Source organism: Caballeronia sp. EK (assembly GCF_014384845.1).
GTDB lineage: Bacteria > Pseudomonadota > Gammaproteobacteria > Burkholderiales > Burkholderiaceae > Caballeronia > Caballeronia jiangsuensis.
Genome location: NZ_JACSUE010000023.1, coordinates 43095 through 59256 on the forward strand (window position 1 = coordinate 43095; position 16162 = coordinate 59256).

Sequence of the window (16162 nt, forward strand, 5' to 3'; positions counted from 1 at the left end):
GATGAACGCGGGCGCATGCGTTTTAGTTGCCGGTCTTCTCGAAGCGGCGCAGCAGTTCGTCGCCGCGCTGCACCGACGCGTCGAGCGCTTGCTGCGGCGTCTTCTTCTCCGCCCAGACCTGCTCCAGCTCTTCATCGACGATCGTGCGGATCTGCGGCATGTTGCCCAGACGCAGGCCCTTGGTGTAGGGCAGCGGCGGCTTGTTCAGCATCTGCTTGATCGCGATGTCCGCGCCGGGATTCTTGTCGTAGAAGCCCTGCTTCTGCGTGAGCTCATACGCGGCCTGTGTGACCGGCAGATAGCCCGTGTCCTGATGCCACTTCGCCGCGACTTCCGGCGTCGAAAGATACGCGAGGAATTTCGCGACGCCCTTGTAGACAGCCGGGTCCTTGCCCGACAACACCCACAGACTCGCACCGCCGATGATCGCGTTCTGGGGCGCGCCCTTCACGCTCGCGTCGTAGGGCATCATGCCGACGCCGTAATCGAACTTCGCGAACTTCGCGATGGTCGCGCGCGAGCCCGACGAGTTCGTGATGATGCCGCAGTCGCCGCTATAGAACTTCGACACGGGCTCGTCCTTGCGGCCGACATACGTGAACGTGCCTTCCTTCGCCATGTTCTGCAGGAACTGGATGTGCGCGACCTGCAACGGCTTGTTGAATTCGAGCTTGGCGTCGAGACCGTCGAAGCCGTTGTTCTTCGTCGCGAACGGCGCGGCATGCCACGCGCTGTAATTCTCGAGCTGAATCCAGCTTTGCCAGCCCGACGAGTAGCCGCACGAATAACCAGCGGCCTTCAGCTTCTTCGCGTCGGCTTCGACATCGGCCCAGGTCTTCGGCGGCTGGTTCGGATCGAGACCGGCCTTCTTGAACGCGTCCTTGTTGTAGTAGAGAACGGGTGTCGAGCTGTTGAACGGCATCGAGATCAGATGGCCGGTCTTCGCGTCGCTGTAGTAACCGGCGATGGTCGGCACGAACGCCTTTTCGTCGAGCGTGACGCCCGCCTGCTTGAAGACATCGGAGACGGGGATGACGGCCTTCTTCGCCTGCATCATCGTCGCGGTGCCGACTTCGTAGACCTGCAGGATCGCGGGCGCGTTGCCGCTGCGATACGCCGCGATGCCCGCCGCGAGCGCCTGGTCATACGTGCCCTTGAACACGGGAACGATCTTGTAATCGCTCTGCGACTTGTTGAAGTCGTTGGCGATGTCGTTCACGCGCTCACCCAGCGCGGCTTCCATCGCGTGCCAGAACTGGATTTCCGTCGCGGCGTGCGCCGCGGTGCTGGCGCCGAAGGCCAGAACGGCGGCGGCCGAGATCGTGCGGAACAGGGGCTTGCAGCTCATCGATGAGTCTCCTTTCGAGGATTCGCGCTTGAAACGCGCGATATTAGTTGTTGTCGATGACAAACAGGCGTTGATACTCTTTCAATGCATAGCGATCGGTCATGCCCGCGATGTAATGCGCGATGAGCCGCGCCTGCGAGCTGTCGTGGCTCGATGAAGGCGCGTCGTTCGCGGATTCCTCCGTCACCGGTCCGCGCGCTTGATAAGCGGGCGGCAAGAGACGCGGATCGTCGGTGAAGGCTTCGAAGAGGCCCGTCACCACGCGCTTCGCCTTGTTGGCCATGCGCATCACGCGATAGTGCCGGTACAGGTTCTTGAACAGAAAGCGCTTGAGTTGCGCCGCCTGCGCCGCGACTTCATCGCTGTGCGCGACGAGCGTCGGCGCATTGCGCACGGCGTCGAGCGATTGCGGCGCGACGCGTTCGAGATTGCGGCCCGTCGCCTCGATCAGATCGACGATCAACGTGTTGATGATGCGGCGGATCGTCTCGTGGATGAGCCTGCGCCCCTCGATGTCCGGATAGTCGGCACGCGCGGCATCGAAATGCGTGTGCCAGAGGCTCACTTCGGAAAGCTGGTCGAGCGTGATGAGGCCGGAGCGCAGGCCGTCGTCCACGTCGTGATTGTTGTACGCGATTTCATCGGCGACATTCGCGATCTGCGCTTCGAGCGACGGCTGCTTACCCGTGAGAAAGCGCTCGCCGAGTTCGCCGAGCTTGCGCGCGTTTTCGCGCGAGCAATGTTTGAGGATGCCTTCGCGCGTCTCGAAGCAGAGGTTCAGGCCGTTGAACGCGCCGTAATGCTCTTCGAGCTGATCGACCACCGCGAGGCTTTGCAGATTGTGTTCGAAGCCGCCGTGATCGCGCATGCATTCGTGCAGCGCGTCCTGCCCGGCGTGACCGAACGGCGTATGGCCGAGATCGTGCGCGAGCGAAATGGCTTCGACGAGATCCTCGTTCAGCCTCAGATTGCGCGCGACCGAACGCGCGATCTGCGCGACTTCGAGACTATGCGTGAGGCGCGTGCGGAAGAGATCGCCTTCGTGATTGACGAAGACCTGTGTCTTGTATTCGAGCCTGCGAAACGCGGTCGAATGCACGATGCGATCGCGATCGCGCTGAAATTCCGTGCGTGCCGCGGGCGGCGGTTCGGCAAAACGCCGCCCGCGCGATTGCGACGCGTGCGCGGCATACGGCGCGAGATGCGCCTCGAACGCGAGCGTCGGCGGCATGCCCGGCGGAAGTTGCTGTTCTTTGTCGCTCACCGGCTGCTCCGAATCGTGGTTCTGGCCGCCGCTCGCGCGGATCAGACGCTGGCTGCGAGCGTCGCGCGCACGGCCTGATCGGGCGCGCTCGTGATCTCGGTCGCGCCGAAGCGGGTCAGCAGAATGAATTTGATCTCGCCGGCTTCGGCCTTCTTGTCGATCTTCATCAGATCGACGTAGCGGTCGTCGCCGAGTTGTGGCGCCGTGACGGGCAGTTTCGCCGCCTCGATCACACGCACGAGACGCCGGCGCGCGGCTTCGTCGAGCTTGCCGAGACGCACGGACAAATCCGCCGCCATCACCATGCCGCAACCGACCGCCTCGCCGTGCAGCCATTCGCCGTAGCCGAGCCCGGCTTCGATCGCATGGCCGAAGGTGTGGCCGAAATTGAGAATGGCGCGCCGACCGCCCTCGCGCTCGTCCGACGCGACGACCGACGCCTTGATCTCGCACGAACGCTTCACGGCGTGCGCGAGCGCTTCGTCGTCACGGCGATTCAGCGCGTCGATGTTGGTTTCGATCCAGTCGAAGAATTCGGCATCTGCGATGGCCGCGGTCTTGATGACTTCCGCGATGCCCGCCGCGAGTTCGCGCTCCGGCAACGTGTGCAGCGCGCCGATATCCGCGATGACCGCTTGCGGCTGATAGAACGCGCCGATCATGTTCTTGCCGAGCGGATGATTGATGCCCGTCTTGCCGCCGACCGACGAATCGACTTGCGACAGCAGCGTGGTCGGCACCTGGATGAACGGCACGCCGCGCATGTAGCTCGCCGCCGCGAAACCGGTCATGTCGCCGACGACCCCGCCGCCGAGCGCGATTAGCGTCGTCTTGCGATCGGCGCGTTCGGTGAGCAGCGCATCGAAGATCTGATTGAGCGTTTCCCAGTTCTTGTGCGCTTCGCCGTCCGGCAGGACCACCGTGGTCACTTTCTTGCCGAGCGGTTCGAGCGCGGCGCGCAACTGGTCGCCGTAGAGCGGATCGATGGTGGAATTCGTGACGATCGCCACGGACGCGCCCTTGATATGCGGCGCGAACAGTTCCGTGCGGCCGATCAGGCCCGCACCGATATGAATGGGATAGGCGCGCTCGCCCAGTTCGACATTGACGGTGATCGTTGGGGTAATCATGGCGGACATTATGACTCAGCCGACTTGACGACGCCGGCGACCTCCAGTTGCATCAGGACCATATTGACGAGCGCGTTGACCGTCGGCCGCCCCGTTTCCACGACGAAATGCGCGCATTCGTGATACAGCGGATCGCGCGTCTGAAAGAGCGCTTCGAGCTTGCCGCGCGGATCGTCGGTCTGCAACAGCGGACGATTCTTGTCGCGCCGCGTGCGCTGCCAGAGATCGTGCGGATTGGCGCGCAGATATATGACGATGCCGCGATTCTTCAGATGTTCGCGATTCTCGGGCCGCAGCACCGCGCCGCCGCCCGTCGCGAGCACGATGCCGTTTCGCTGCGAAAGCTCGTCGATGACGTTCGCCTCGCGCTGGCGAAAACCCGCCTCGCCTTCCAGTTCCCAGATCACCGGGATACGGGCGCCCGTGCGCGCCTCGATCTCCTGATCCGAATCGATGAACGAGCGCTGCAGACGGCGCGCAACCGCACGGCCCACGGTGGTTTTACCCGCCCCCATGAGTCCGACGAAAAAAATGTTCGCGTTCGCGTGCCCTTCCTGCAACCTGGATCCTTTTACAGTATCGAATTTCTTCGTGCGGCAGCTTAAGGGCAAACCGCCCGCTTTGTCGAGTCGCGCCGCCCGCGAGCCGGCGTTCAGCCGCTCGGCGCGATCACACGCGGCGTAATCAATATGACGAGTTCGCTCTTCGAGCTGCGCCGCGCGTCGTGACGGAACAGCCAGCCGATCACCGGCAATTTGGACAGTCCCGGCACACCGGTCGTATCCTGTCGCTCGTCATCGGAATAAATGCCGCCGATTGCCACGGTGCCGCCGTTTTCCACTTCCACGCGCGTCTGCACATGCTTGGTCTGGATGGCCGGCCCGTTCGCCGTCTCCTCGCCGAGGCTGTCTTTCGTGATGTCGAGATCGAGAATGACGTGGCCATGCGGCGTGATCTGCGGCTCAACCTCCAGTTTGAGCGTTGCGCGCCGAAACTGCACGCCCGACACGCCGTTGCCGACCTTCGCCTGATACGGCACGTCCATGCCCTGCTCGACGATGGACTTCATCCGGTCCGCCGTCACGACGCGCGGACTCGAGACGATTTGTCCGCGCCCTTCCGCCTCCAGCGCGCTCAGTTCGAGATTGAGCAGCCGCGTCGCCTGCGCGACGAACAATGTGAGCCCGGCGGTCGCCGCGTCGAAACCGTTGATCGGCCCCGCCGACAGATCGTATACCACACCGTCCTTGCCGCCCGCCAACCCGGTCGAAGGATCGTTCTGCGACGCGACGCCCAGCTTGACGCCGAGATTGCGCGACAGCCCCGCCTCGCCCTCCACGATCTTCGCCTCGATCATCACCTGCGGCGTCGGCTTGTCGATCAGCGCGATCAACTCGGCGATCTGCCGGACGCGTGCGTCGAGGTCGGTGACGAAGAGCAGGTTCGTACGCGCATCGGCGATGGCGGAGCCGCGTTTCGACAGCACGCGCTGGCTACCTGAGCCGGTCAGCATCTTGCGCAGGTCTTCCGCGCGCGAATAGCGCAGCACGAACGTACGGCTCGCGAGCGGTTCGAGATCCGCGGCGCGCGCGTGCGCTTCGAAGCGCAGCTTCTCGCGCGCGGCGAGTTCGGCGAGCGGCGCGACCCAGATCATGTTGCCGTGCTGTTCCATCGCGAGACCGTTGACTTCGAGGAGCGTGTCGAACGCGCGGCGCCACGGCACGGCGACAAGATTCATCGACACCTGTCCGCGCACCTTCTCGCTCGCGACGATGTTCAGTCCCGTGAAGCGTGCGAATGCGTGCAGCGCGGCGCCGAGGTCCGCGTTTTTCAGATCGAGGGTGATCGGCTTGCCGTCGTCGTTTCCGTCCTGCTTTGCGCGACTCAATCGTTCGAGTTCCGGCAAAGGCACCGGCGGGCCTTCCAGTGCGTCCGCTGTTTCGGCTGCGGGCTTTTCGGGCGCGGCGACTTCCGCGCTCTGAGGGACGACCGGCGCGTCCGGTACGAGCGGATCGACAGACTGTGCGTCGAACGATGCGGGCAGCGGCGGCAGGGGCGCGATGATCGTATCGGCGCTTTCGGATGCGAGCGCCACGTGCGCGACCAGCAGCACCGCCGCGCACGTTGCCGCGAATCTGCGTGAAAGTTTCGCGAACTGGCTCACTTGCGATCCTCCGCGAATGTCAGCCTGCGCGAAATGCCATCGGTACGAGCGAGCTCGATCGCACGCGGCACGACGCGCCCGAGCCATTCGTCACCGATCTTCTGCCCCGGCGCAAAGGCATCGACATCGCGGCCACTCTGCAACAGCGCTATAGCGCGACGGCGTCCGACGAACGTACCCACGAGCAGCATGTCGCCGCCTTGCGTCACAGCGTCCGCGTTGCCGAACGGATCGACGACGAACGCATCGGCGCGTGATGCCGTGGCGGGCGATATCGCCGGCAACGTCTCGAAGATGCGCAGCGTCGCTTCGATGGCGAGCGTGCCCGGCTGTCGTTTGATCTGCACGCTTTCCGGCACGACGAGCCGAGGCAGGCTCGCGAGCGCTTCCAGGAAGCGCCGGATTTCGGGAAAGGCACCGTCCGCGCGTAGTCTGAGTGCGCGCTCCGGAATCGGCTGAGCCAGCTTCGGCTCGCCGACCTTGACCGCAACCGGCTCGATGTCCGCAACGCGCAGACCGCTCTGCGCCGCCAGATCCGCGATGGCGCGCAACGCGTCGGCAGCGCTCCAGTGCTCCGGCTCCATGCGGCCCGACGCCGCCCGCGCTCGCAGATCGGGCAGTTCCGCAGCGATGCGCCCCGCGTCATGCACCTTCGCCTGCGTCGCCGCCCACGCGACGCGGCCCGCATCGAGCTGGTTCGCGTCGAACGTGCGCCAGGCTTGCAGACCGAGTACGAAGGCGAGCAGACCCAACGCAATCGCAACGCACGCGGTCCGGCGTCGCGACCATTCGTCGAGCGGCTGCAAGATGGACGGCGCGCGGCGCGAACGCGTATTCGCGGCGAAGTTCATCGAAATCGTGCTCATGGCCGTTTCTCCTGCGTGGCAGCGCGCGTGGCTGTCAATATCGGACGCGCCTGACGCGACGCGGCTTCATCGCGCGAATGCTCCGGCGCGTACCGCACGAGCGCCACGAACTCGAAATGCGCGGAATGCTCTCCGACAATCGGCGACGCGCCACGCTTGCCCGACGGCGCCGGTTCCGCGCGCCGCTTCATCTCGATCACTTCCACCGCCTGCACGCCGCGCACGCGTTCCAGCCGCTTGAGCCATTGCGCGGCCGCCTGCGAATCGGGAGCGAGTGCGGAAAGCTCGACCTCGTTCGTTCTCTGCGACACGCGTTGAAGCGCGACGCCGCGTTGCAGAGGCGCCTCCGCAAGCGCTTCGAGCAGTGCGAGAAAGCGCTCGCGCGGCAAGGCCAAAGGCTGCGCGGCCTCACGCGCGCGCCGCCGGTCCGATTCGGCGCGAACGAGACGCGCATGTTCGTCGATCTGCGCGCCCGATGTGCGCAGCGACGCCTCCAGGGCCATGCGTCGCTCGTCCAGACGGGCGCGCTCGAACGTGTCCCAGCCGGCCACGGCGCCGACAGCCGCGCAGCCTGCCAGCGTCACCGCGCCGAGCAGCGCCAGCCGCTGACGCCGCACTTCGCGGCGTTTTCGCGCGCGATACGGCAGGAGATTGAAACCGTCGAGCATGGCGGCGCTCATTGCATCACCTCGCGCAAGGCCAGCCCGAACGCGCCGCGAAGCGCGGCGAATGCCGGTGCGCGGCCTGGATGTCGGAAGCGCCGTTGCAGTACGGCGCGGTCTCGAAAGGCAGCGCGGGGCAGTTGAACGTCTTGCCCAGAACGGGAAGCGGAAGCTGCGCGTGCGCCAGCAGCTCGATCTGTCCGCCGACGTAGATGCAGTCGAGCGGCGCATCCTGGCCAGCGAGTTCGTGCAGCGCGTCGGAAATACTCCGATGTTCCGGCGCGGGATATCGAACTTCGTTTTCGACGCCGCGTCCGCCGACGAGCCAGCCATGCAGACCGGTGCTTTCCAGCCAGCAGACGAGATAGCGCGCGTCCGCGTCCAGCTCGACCGAGCCGGCATGGCGCATCGCGCGCAACGCCGCGGCCGGTTCGCCATCGATGGCGGATAGCGCGATGCCCGCTTCCGCTGCCGTTTCGACGCGCGCCTCGACATGCCGCCGCGCCGTGGCCGCGATCGCGACCTGCGCCTCACCGTCCTCCCGGGCCTGTACGGACCAGTCCACCGCCAGCGCGCCCCTCTCGATGCCCGCCGCGCGTTCCGCTTCCATGAGCACCGCCGGTTCGAGCATGCCGCGCGGATCACCGCCGATGGCGCACGCGAGCTGCTCATCGGTGTCGATCAGACGTGCGAGCGGAATCTGCATCGTGAGCGTCGCCGACGCGGGCAAGCCCATCGCGCAGCGCAGCGCCCGCCACGCGCCGCTTTCCGGCAAGCGCAGGAACGCCTCGCGCAAAGCCGCGACGATCGCCTCCCGATCGACGAAATCGCCGTCGATCACCGCGCCCGACGGCAGCGCCACCGAATCCAGATGTTCGACGCACACCGCAGCATTCGCTCTCAATCGTCTGCTCACGATGGCGAGCCGCACCGCGTCCTCGCCCACGTCGATGCCCGCCGCGTAGCGCCGCGTGACCGTCAGCATCGTGCCGCGCAGCGTGTTTTCCTTACTCATCAGCCACTCCTTCCATTCACTCGCGCACCGAACCGTTCGGGCGCTTGACTTGGAAAGATTGTCGCGAGCGTGATCGGCGGCGAACACTCGGCCGAACGGCCAACGCTCACGATAGAAGGATGCTTCCCTGCACGATCGCGCGTATCTTGAAGACAGCGGCCAGAACGCGCGAACGGCGCGCCGAAAGGCTTCGGAAAAGTCGCAAAACCGGACAGCTATAATCGCGTGACCGTTTTTGGTGGTGCCAATGCAATCCTCTTCCTCGTCTAACCCGCCGTCCACGCCGCCCGAGAGGCCCAAAAAAGCCAAGCGCCCATGGTGGGCGCGGCTCATGCTCGGATTTTTCGTCAGTGTGTTCGCGCTCGTCGTCTGCGCGGGTCTCGTGCTCGGCTATGCGCTCGTCGTCGCGATGCCGAATCTGCCTTCGCTCGAAGCGCTCACCGACTACAAGCCGAAGGTGCCGCTGCGCATCTATACGGCGGATCACGTTCTGATCGGCGAATTCGGCGAAGAGCGCCGCAGCGTCGTGCGCATTCAGGACGTGCCCGATCATCTGAAAAAAGCCGTGCTCGCCATCGAGGACTCGCGCTTCTACGATCACGGCGGCGTCGATCTCACCGGCATTCTGCGCGCGGGCTCGGTTGCGCTGACCAACGGCCACGCGTCGCAAGGCGCGAGCACGATCACGATGCAGGTCGCGCGCAACTTTTTCCTGTCGAGCGAGAAGACCTACACGCGCAAGATTTACGAAATGCTGCTCGCGTACAAGATCGAGCGCGCGCTGACGAAGGATCAGATTCTCGAGGTCTATATGAATCAGATCTATCTCGGGCAGCGCGCGTACGGTTTCGCGAGCGCGGCGCGCGTCTACTTCGGCAAGGATCTGAAAGACGTCACGCTCGCCGAGGCCGCGATGCTCGCGGGCCTGCCGAAAGCGCCGTCGGCATATAACCCGGTCGTCAATCCGAAGCGCGCGAAAGTGCGGCAGGAGTACATCCTGCAACGCATGCGCGAGCTGAATTTCATCACCCAGGCGGACTACGACCAGGCCGTGAATCAGCCGCTCGTCGTGAAGGGACAAGGCCGCGAATTCAGCGTGCACGCCGAGTACGTCGCGGAAATGGTGCGCCAGATGATGTACGCGCAATACCGCGAGGAAGCGTACACGCGCGGTCTGAACGTCGTGACGACGATCGATTCCGCCGATCAGGACACCGCCTACCGCGCGTTGCGCAACGGCTTGATGGACTACGAGCATCGGCATGGCTATCGCGGGCCGGAAGGCTATATCGATTTGCCGAAGGATGCCGATGACCGCGAGCAGGCCATCGACGACGCGCTCGCCGAGCATCCCGACAACGGCGAGATCGTCGCGGCGGTGGTGACGTCGGCGAGTCCGAAGGAAGTGAAGGCGAGCTTCATCGACGGCAACACGGCGACCATCACCGGCAACGATCTGCGCTTCGTCCAGTTCGCGCTGAGCTCGCGCGCGCAGCCGAATTCGCGCATCCGCCCGGGCGCGATCGTGCGTCTCATGAAGAACGACGACGGAAACTGGATCATCACGCAACTGCCGCAAGTCGAAGGCGCGTTCGTCTCGATGGTGCCTCAGGACGGTGCGATCCGCGCGCTCGTCGGCGGCTTCGACTTCAACAAGAACAAGTTCAATCACGTCACGCAGGCATGGCGTCAGCCGGGTTCGAGCTTCAAGCCGTTCATCTATTCGGCGTCGCTCGAGAAAGGTCTTTCGCCCGCGACGATCATCAACGATGGCCCGCTCTTCTTCAGCGCCGCCGAGACCGGCGGCCAGGCGTGGGAGCCGAAGAACTACGGCGGCGGATTCGACGGCCCGATGTCGATGCGCTCCGCGCTGCAGCGCTCGAAGAACATGGTGTCGATCCGCATCCTGAGTCATATCGGGACGAAGTACGCTCAGCAGTACATCACGCGCTTCGGTTTCGATGCGGACCGCCATCCCGCCTATCTGCCGATGGCGCTCGGCGCGGGCCTCGTCACGCCGCTGCAAATGGCGGCGGGCTATGCGGTGTTCGCGAACGGCGGTTATCGCGTGAATCCGTATCTGATCGCCGATATCACCGATCCGTATGGCCGCGTCGTGTCGCATCCGCAGCCGCTCGTCGCACAGCAAAGTGCGCCGCTCGCGATCACGCCGCGCAACGCGTTCGTGATGAACAGCCTGTTGCAGAGCGTCGCGCAGCACGGCACGGGCTCGAAAACGAATCAGTTGAAGCGCGGCGATCTCGCCGGCAAGACGGGTACGACGAACGATTCGCGCGACGCGTGGTTCGCCGGTTATCAGCGCACGCTCGTCGCGATTGCGTGGATCGGCTATGACAATCCGCGCACCCTCGGCGACAAGGAAACCGGCGGCGGCCTCGCGTTGCCGGTATGGATGGATTACATGAGCCGCGCGCTGAAGGGCGTGCCCGAGTACAAGCCGATGATGCCGCCCGATATCACGCCGCTCGGCAACGAGCTGTACTACGACGACATGACGCCGGGGCACGGCTTCGTCGCGACCATCGGCGTGAGTCAGGCGCCACCGCAGGAAGGGGTGTCCGGTGTGACGGCGCCGGCGCCCGAAGTCGGCGAACAGGAGAAGCAGGACATCATGAATCTGTTCAAGGGGCAGTAGTCCTGCCCTGCGACGTTCGAGGCGAGCGGACCACGCGGTCCGCTCGCTTTTTTTACGCCTTGAATTTGACAGGCTCGCCGGCCTGTTCGCTCGAATACTTGCTCAGCGTGGCAAAGAATTCGCTGTTGTCGCGCGTGTCGCGCCAGGCGCCGTCGACGTACTTGTAGTGAAAACCGCCCGCCTTCGCCGCGAGCCAGATCTCGTGTTTCGGCGGCTGCAGGTTCACGATCACCTTCGTGCGATTCTCGAACTCCAGCGTCAAAACATTGCCGCTGCGCTCGAATTCGATATCGGCTTCGGCTTGATCCACCGAGCGTTCGATGGCGGTCAGCGCGGCCTCCGCCAGCGTCAGGTATTCCTGGTCTGTCATGCTAAACTCCATCGATTCAACGTTTAGGGACGGTCATGCGAGTCGTTTTCAGGATGAGCGCGATTGTAGCGGCTTTGAGCATCGGCGCCGCGGCAACGATCACGCTGGGCGGTTGCGGGCAACGCGGTTCGCTCTATCTGCCGAAGGTGCCCCCGCTACCGCAACGTCCAAACGATCTCCAGAATACGCCGCCTTCGAATGTCACTCCGGGCAGCGAAACCGCATCGCGTGCGGGCAGCATTCCGGATACGTCGGGTCAGCCGCTGTCGCTCTCGCCCGAGACGGATCTGAAGACCAGCCCCAACGCCGCATCGGCGCCGAAAGCCGCGTCGTCCGCTTATTGATCCCCAAGCCTTCACGGCGCATTTTCGATTCCACGCATGAGTGATTCCGCATTCCACTACGTCGACGGCGTGCTGCACGCCGAAGGCGTTTCAGCCGCGTCGCTCGCGGAACAGTTCGGCACGCCCCTCTACGTCTATTCGCGCGATGCGATAACACGCGCCTATCGCGCCTACGCCGATGCATGCGCGGGCCGTCACGCGACGGTCCATGTCGCGGTGAAGGCCAACAGCAATCTCGCCGTGCTCAACGTGTTCGCGCGCATGGGTTCGGGCTTCGACATCGTGTCGTCGGGCGAGCTCGCGCGGGTGCTCGCGGCGGGCGGCAAGGCAGAGAACACGGTGTTTTCAGGCGTCGGCAAGTCGGCGGCGGAAATGCGCGAAGCGCTCGAAGCGGGCGTGAAGGGCTTCAACGTCGAGTCGATTCCCGAGCTGCACGCGTTGAACGAAGTCGCGGCATCGCTCGGCAAGACAGCGCCGGTTTCCTTGCGCGTGAATCCCGACGTCGATGCGAAGACGCATCCGTACATCTCCACGGGCCTCAAGTCGAACAAGTTCGGCGTCGCGTTCAGCGATGCGCGTGCGACCTACGCGCAAGCGCATGCGATGTCGAACCTCGATGTCGTCGGCATCGACTGTCACATCGGTTCGCAGATCACCGAGATCAGCCCGTATCTCGATGCCGTCGACAAACTGCTCGAACTCGTCGAGCAGATCGAAGCGGACGGCATGCACATTCATCACGTCAATGTCGGCGGCGGTCTCGGCATCACGTACGACGACGAAACACCGCCCGATATCGGCGAGTTCGTGAAGACGGTGCTCGATCACATCGAGAAGCGCGGCCACGGTCAGCGCGAAGTGTATTTCGAGCCGGGGCGTTCGCTCGTCGGCAATGCCGGCGTGCTGTTGACGCGCGTCGAGTTTCTGAAGCCGGGCGAGGAAAAGAACTTCGCCATCGTCGATGCCGCCATGAACGATCTCGCGCGTCCCGCGATGTACGAGGCGTTTCATCGCATCGTGCCGGTCGTAAAGCGCGACGCGCAGGCGCACAAGTACGATGTCGTCGGTCCGGTCTGCGAGAGCGGCGACTGGCTCGGGCGGGACCGTGAACTGGCCATCGAACCGGGCGACCTGCTCGCGATCTGCTCCGCGGGCGCGTATGGCTTCGTGATGAGCTCGAACTACAACACGCGTCCGCGCGCTGCCGAAATCATGGTCGATGGCGAACGCGCGCGTCTCGTGCGCGAACGCGAAGACGTGAAGCAGTTGTTCGCCGGGGAATCGATTCTGCCGGACTGAAGCTTCGTGCGCTTCAATGAAAAAGCGATGCCTCGGCATCGCTTTTTTTATGCGCGCCGCCGTGTCGTTCGCGTTCGAAGCCACGCAATTACGCGCCAGCCGAGCAGGACGATCACGATCGAGCCGTAGATCTTAGGCAGTTCGAAATCGTGCTTGCCCGCCTTCATCCACCAGAAATGCAGGATCGCGAGCGCGGCGATCAGATAGATCGCCCGATGCAAGGTCTGCCAGCGGCGGCCGAGTTTTCTGACCATGACTTTCGGCGACGTGACCGCGAGCGGAATCAGCAGCACGAACGCCGCGAAACCCACCGTGATGAACGGCCGCTTGCCGATGTCCTTCAGCATCGCGGCGACATCGAACCATTTATCGAACCAGATATACGTCGTGAAATGCAGCACGGCGAAGAAGAACGCGTACAGGCCGATCATCCGGCGAAAGCGCGCGAGCGCCGTGATGCCGGTCATGCGGCGCACCGGCGTGATCGCGAGCGTGATGCACAGATAGACGAGCGTCCAGAGACCAGTCGAGCGCGTGATGAATTCGATCGGATTCGCGCCCAGGCCGCCCGTTACGCCGAGCAGCACGAGACGCGCGAGCGGAAACAGCATCGCGATGAACACGACGACCTTCGCGGGAACGACCCAGCGAACGCCCGCGCTCGCCCGCGCGCCTTTGATATCGGAAGCGGTCGGCATCGTTCAGAAGTTCTTCTTGAGATCCATGCCCTGATACAACGACGCGACCTGATCGCCGTAGCCGTTGAACATGAGCGTCTTGCGCTTCGGCGAAAAGAAGCCGTCCTCGCCGATGCGCCGTTCCGTCGCCTGACTCCAGCGCGGATGATCGACGTTCGGATTCACGTTCGAAAAGAAGCCGTATTCGCTCGGCGCGTAGAGATTCCAGCTCGTCGGCGGCTCTTTCTCGACGAAGCGGATCTTCACGAGCGACTTCGCGCTCTTGAAGCCGTACTTCCACGGCACGACCACGCGCACGGGCGCGCCGTTCTGGTTCGGCAGCACCTGCCCGTACAAGCCGACGGTCAGGAGCGTGAGCGGGTTCATCGCCTCGTCCATGCGCAGGCCTTCGGAATACGGCCATTCGAGAATCGGCGTCGAGAGTCCCGGCATCTGCGACGGATCGGCGAGCGTGATGAACTGCAAGTACTTCGCACTGCCCGTCGGCTCGGCCCGCTTGATGAGTTCGGACAACGACACGCCGATCCACGGAATCACCATCGACCAGCCTTCGACGCAGCGCAGCCGGTACACGCGTTCTTCGAGCGGCGCGAGCTTCAGGATATCGTCGATGTCGTAGACCTTCGGGTTCTTGATCGCGCCTTCGACAGACACCTTCCACGGACGCGGACGCAGCGTGCCCGCGTGCTCGACGGGATCGCCCTTGTCGGTGCCGAATTCGTAGAAGTTGTTGTAGGTCGTGATGTCCTTGAACGACGTCGGCTTGTCCAGCGCGACGAACTTCGGATTGGTCTTCGCCGACGCGAGCTTCTGGCCTTTCGCATCCGGCGACGTCAGTGTCGCGTGGGCGAGGCTGCTTGCGCCGGCGAGACCTGTCGCGGCGAACGCGCCGATCGAGCGCAGCGCGCGCCGGCGATTTTCGAACACGTCGCGCGGCGTGATTTCATGACCCGCGATGTCATCGCCATAAAGATGACGATTTCGTTTGATCCACATTTGCGTTCCTTCCATTGCGACGCTCGGGATGTCGCCGCTGAATGCTCATAAGGGGAAAACAGTAGTCCCGACGCCAGTATTCCACCGCGAAACGAAAAAAAACCGCCAGCGTGATGCGTGGCGGTTTTTTAAAGTCGAAACAACCGATCAGAGCTTGCCGTAACTATGCAAGCCCGACAGGAACATGTTCACGCCGAGGAAGGCGAACGTCGTGACGATCAGGCCGGTCAGCGCCCACCACGCCGCCGCCGCGCCGCGCAGGCCCTTCATCAGGCGCATGTGCAGCCACGCCGCGTAGTTCAGCCAGACGATCAGCGCCCACGTTTCCTTCGGGTCCCAGCTCCAGTAGCCGCCCCACGCTTCCGCGGCCCACAGCGCGCCGAGAATCGTCGCGATGGTGAAGAACGCGAAGCCGACGGCGATCGACTTGTACATCACGTCGTCGAGGACTTCGAGCGACGGCAGGCGGTCCGCCATGAACCCGCGCTGTTTCGCGAGATAGGCCACCGAGACCATTGCCGAGAGCGCGAAGCTGCCATAGCCGATAAAGTTCGCCGGCACGTGGATCTTCATCCACCAGCTTTGCAGCGCGGGCACGAGCGGTTGAATCTGCTGCGCATCGCGGGCGATGGAGTACCACATCAGGAAGCCGACGGCCGCGCTGATCACGAGCAGCACGAACGCGCCCATCTGCCGCGTCGAGTAATGCTGTTCGTAGTAGAGGTAGAACAGCGCCGTGATCAGGCAGAACAGCACGAACACTTCATACAGATTCGAGATCGGAATATGTCCGACGTCCGAGCCGATCATGTACGACTCGTACCAGCGCACCATCAGGCCGGTAAAGCCCATCAGCACCGCGACCCACGTCATGCGCGAACCGATCGCGCCGCCGGTCTGCGAGCGTGTCACGAGTCCGATCCAGTAAAAGAGCGTCGCGAGGATGAAGAGCGCGCTCATCCACAGGATCGCCGATTGACTCGACAGGAAGTACTTGAGGAAGAAATTGGTGTCGGCGCGGGCGAGATCGTGCTGATAAAGCTGGATCGAAAACAGCGCCAGCACCGCGATCATCGCGATCAGCAGACGCACCGGTTTCCAGCGCCAGCCGAGCACGACGAAGGTCGGCACTGCGCCGACCAGCACCGCCGTGTCGTACACGTCCATGTACGCGTGATAGCGGTTCAGCGCGAAACCCGCGCCTGCGACCATCGCGAGGGCAAAGAGCCAGTCGATCGGCGTCAGCCGGCGCAGGAACGGACGATCGTCGAACACGGCGACATCGGGAAGGCCGGGTGCCGGACGTTCCGTCTTGGCGGAGGCGTGGGAGGAAGTCTGTGTGAGGTCCAT

The 16162-nt window shown here is 63.9% G+C and carries 15 protein-coding genes; 3 read left to right on the forward strand and 12 right to left on the reverse strand.

Translation table 11 applies throughout. The features are described 5' to 3' along the window. Positions 1-22: 22 nt before the first annotated feature. The 8 genes from ugpB to pilM all read right to left on the reverse strand — a co-directional run bounded on the left by ugpB (position 23) and on the right by pilM (position 8449). On the reverse strand, positions 23-1348 hold the full coding sequence (gene ugpB / locus IAG25_RS37155) for a sn-glycerol-3-phosphate ABC transporter substrate-binding protein UgpB (protein ID WP_187609309.1): 1326 nt from the start codon (positions 1346-1348) through the stop codon (positions 23-25). Positions 1349-1391: 43 nt separating this feature from the next. Next, a complete protein-coding gene (locus IAG25_RS37160; RefSeq protein WP_222946824.1) occupies positions 1392-2579 on the reverse strand; it encodes a deoxyguanosinetriphosphate triphosphohydrolase in 1188 nt (395 codons plus the stop codon). Between the two features lie 74 nt (positions 2580-2653). Next, positions 2654-3751 carry a 3-dehydroquinate synthase gene (aroB, locus tag IAG25_RS37165; protein ID WP_187609310.1) on the reverse strand — a complete coding sequence of 366 codons (1098 nt, stop codon included), beginning with the start codon at positions 3749-3751 and terminating at the stop codon, positions 2654-2656. Continuing rightward, positions 3751-4302, reverse strand: coding sequence for a shikimate kinase AroK (gene aroK, locus IAG25_RS37170; protein ID WP_035506705.1), 552 nt, complete (start codon positions 4300-4302; stop codon positions 3751-3753). The genes aroB and aroK overlap by 1 nt, the downstream gene beginning before the upstream one ends. Before the next feature lie 92 nt (positions 4303-4394). Further along, a complete protein-coding gene (locus IAG25_RS37175; protein WP_309244009.1) occupies positions 4395-5906 on the reverse strand; it encodes a type IV pilus secretin PilQ in 1512 nt (503 codons plus the stop codon). Then, on the reverse strand, positions 5903-6772 hold the full coding sequence (gene pilO / locus IAG25_RS37180; protein ID WP_187609312.1) for a type 4a pilus biogenesis protein PilO: 870 nt from the start codon (positions 6770-6772) through the stop codon (positions 5903-5905). The genes IAG25_RS37175 and pilO overlap by 4 nt, the downstream gene beginning before the upstream one ends. Further along, on the reverse strand, positions 6769-7452 hold the full coding sequence (locus IAG25_RS37185; protein ID WP_187609313.1) for a PilN domain-containing protein: 684 nt from the start codon (positions 7450-7452) through the stop codon (positions 6769-6771). The genes pilO and IAG25_RS37185 overlap by 4 nt, the downstream gene beginning before the upstream one ends. A gap of 4 nt (positions 7453-7456) precedes the next feature. Then, entirely contained in the window at positions 7457-8449 is a 993-nt protein-coding gene (gene pilM / locus IAG25_RS37190; protein ID WP_255504246.1) for a type IV pilus biogenesis protein PilM, read from the reverse strand. 247 nt (positions 8450-8696) lie between these two features. Here pilM and IAG25_RS37195 point away from each other — a divergent pair, with 247 nt between their 5' ends. Further along, positions 8697-11105 (forward strand): penicillin-binding protein 1A, encoded by a 2409-nt coding sequence (locus IAG25_RS37195; protein ID WP_187609314.1) that lies wholly within the window; start codon positions 8697-8699, stop codon positions 11103-11105. Between the two features lie 52 nt (positions 11106-11157). On the opposite strand, the gene cyaY is transcribed toward IAG25_RS37195, so the two are convergent. Next, entirely contained in the window at positions 11158-11475 is a 318-nt protein-coding gene (gene cyaY, locus IAG25_RS37200; protein ID WP_187609315.1) for an iron donor protein CyaY, read from the reverse strand. Between the two features lie 35 nt (positions 11476-11510). Here cyaY and lptM point away from each other — a divergent pair, with 35 nt between their 5' ends. Both lptM and lysA read left to right on the forward strand, forming a co-directional pair. Further along, a complete protein-coding gene (gene lptM, locus IAG25_RS37205; protein WP_035506721.1) occupies positions 11511-11819 on the forward strand; it encodes an LPS translocon maturation chaperone LptM in 309 nt (102 codons plus the stop codon). A 36-nt stretch (positions 11820-11855) separates the two neighbouring features. Further along, positions 11856-13118 carry a diaminopimelate decarboxylase gene (gene lysA, locus IAG25_RS37210; RefSeq protein WP_187609316.1) on the forward strand — a complete coding sequence of 421 codons (1263 nt, stop codon included), beginning with the start codon at positions 11856-11858 and terminating at the stop codon, positions 13116-13118. A 47-nt stretch (positions 13119-13165) separates the two neighbouring features. On the opposite strand, the gene msrQ is transcribed toward lysA, so the two are convergent. From msrQ to ccsB, 3 genes are all read right to left on the reverse strand, one after another. Continuing rightward, the gene (msrQ, locus tag IAG25_RS37215) at positions 13166-13816 is read right to left on the reverse strand and encodes a protein-methionine-sulfoxide reductase heme-binding subunit MsrQ (RefSeq protein WP_187609317.1); all 651 of its coding nucleotides are present in this window, start codon (positions 13814-13816) and stop codon (positions 13166-13168) included. 3 nt (positions 13817-13819) lie between these two features. Continuing rightward, a complete protein-coding gene (gene msrP / locus IAG25_RS37220; protein ID WP_187609318.1) occupies positions 13820-14812 on the reverse strand; it encodes a protein-methionine-sulfoxide reductase catalytic subunit MsrP in 993 nt (330 codons plus the stop codon). A gap of 147 nt (positions 14813-14959) precedes the next feature. Then, on the reverse strand, positions 14960-16162 hold the full coding sequence (gene ccsB / locus IAG25_RS37225; protein WP_187609319.1) for a c-type cytochrome biogenesis protein CcsB: 1203 nt from the start codon (positions 16160-16162) through the stop codon (positions 14960-14962).

Coding starts and splice junctions, on each gene's coding strand:
- ugpB (WP_187609309.1), bottom strand. CDS start 1,348: ATGAGCTGCAAGCCCCTGTTCCGCACGATCTCGGCCGCCGCCGTTCTG.
- IAG25_RS37160 (WP_222946824.1), bottom strand. CDS start 2,579: ATGCCGCCGACGCTCGCGTTCGAGGCGCATCTCGCGCCGTATGCCGCG.
- aroB (WP_187609310.1), bottom strand. CDS start 3,751: ATGTCCGCCATGATTACCCCAACGATCACCGTCAATGTCGAACTGGGC.
- pilO (WP_187609312.1), bottom strand. CDS start 6,772: ATGAGCACGATTTCGATGAACTTCGCCGCGAATACGCGTTCGCGCCGC.
- IAG25_RS37185 (WP_187609313.1), bottom strand. CDS start 7,452: ATGAGCGCCGCCATGCTCGACGGTTTCAATCTCCTGCCGTATCGCGCG.
- pilM (WP_255504246.1), bottom strand. CDS start 8,449: ATGAGTAAGGAAAACACGCTGCGCGGCACGATGCTGACGGTCACGCGG.
- IAG25_RS37195 (WP_187609314.1), top strand. CDS start 8,697: ATGCAATCCTCTTCCTCGTCTAACCCGCCGTCCACGCCGCCCGAGAGG.
- cyaY (WP_187609315.1), bottom strand. CDS start 11,475: ATGACAGACCAGGAATACCTGACGCTGGCGGAGGCCGCGCTGACCGCC.
- lptM (WP_035506721.1), top strand. CDS start 11,511: ATGCGAGTCGTTTTCAGGATGAGCGCGATTGTAGCGGCTTTGAGCATC.
- lysA (WP_187609316.1), top strand. CDS start 11,856: ATGAGTGATTCCGCATTCCACTACGTCGACGGCGTGCTGCACGCCGAA.
- msrQ (WP_187609317.1), bottom strand. CDS start 13,816: ATGCCGACCGCTTCCGATATCAAAGGCGCGCGGGCGAGCGCGGGCGTT.
- msrP (WP_187609318.1), bottom strand. CDS start 14,812: ATGTGGATCAAACGAAATCGTCATCTTTATGGCGATGACATCGCGGGT.
- ccsB (WP_187609319.1), bottom strand. CDS start 16,162: ATGGACCTCACACAGACTTCCTCCCACGCCTCCGCCAAGACGGAACGT.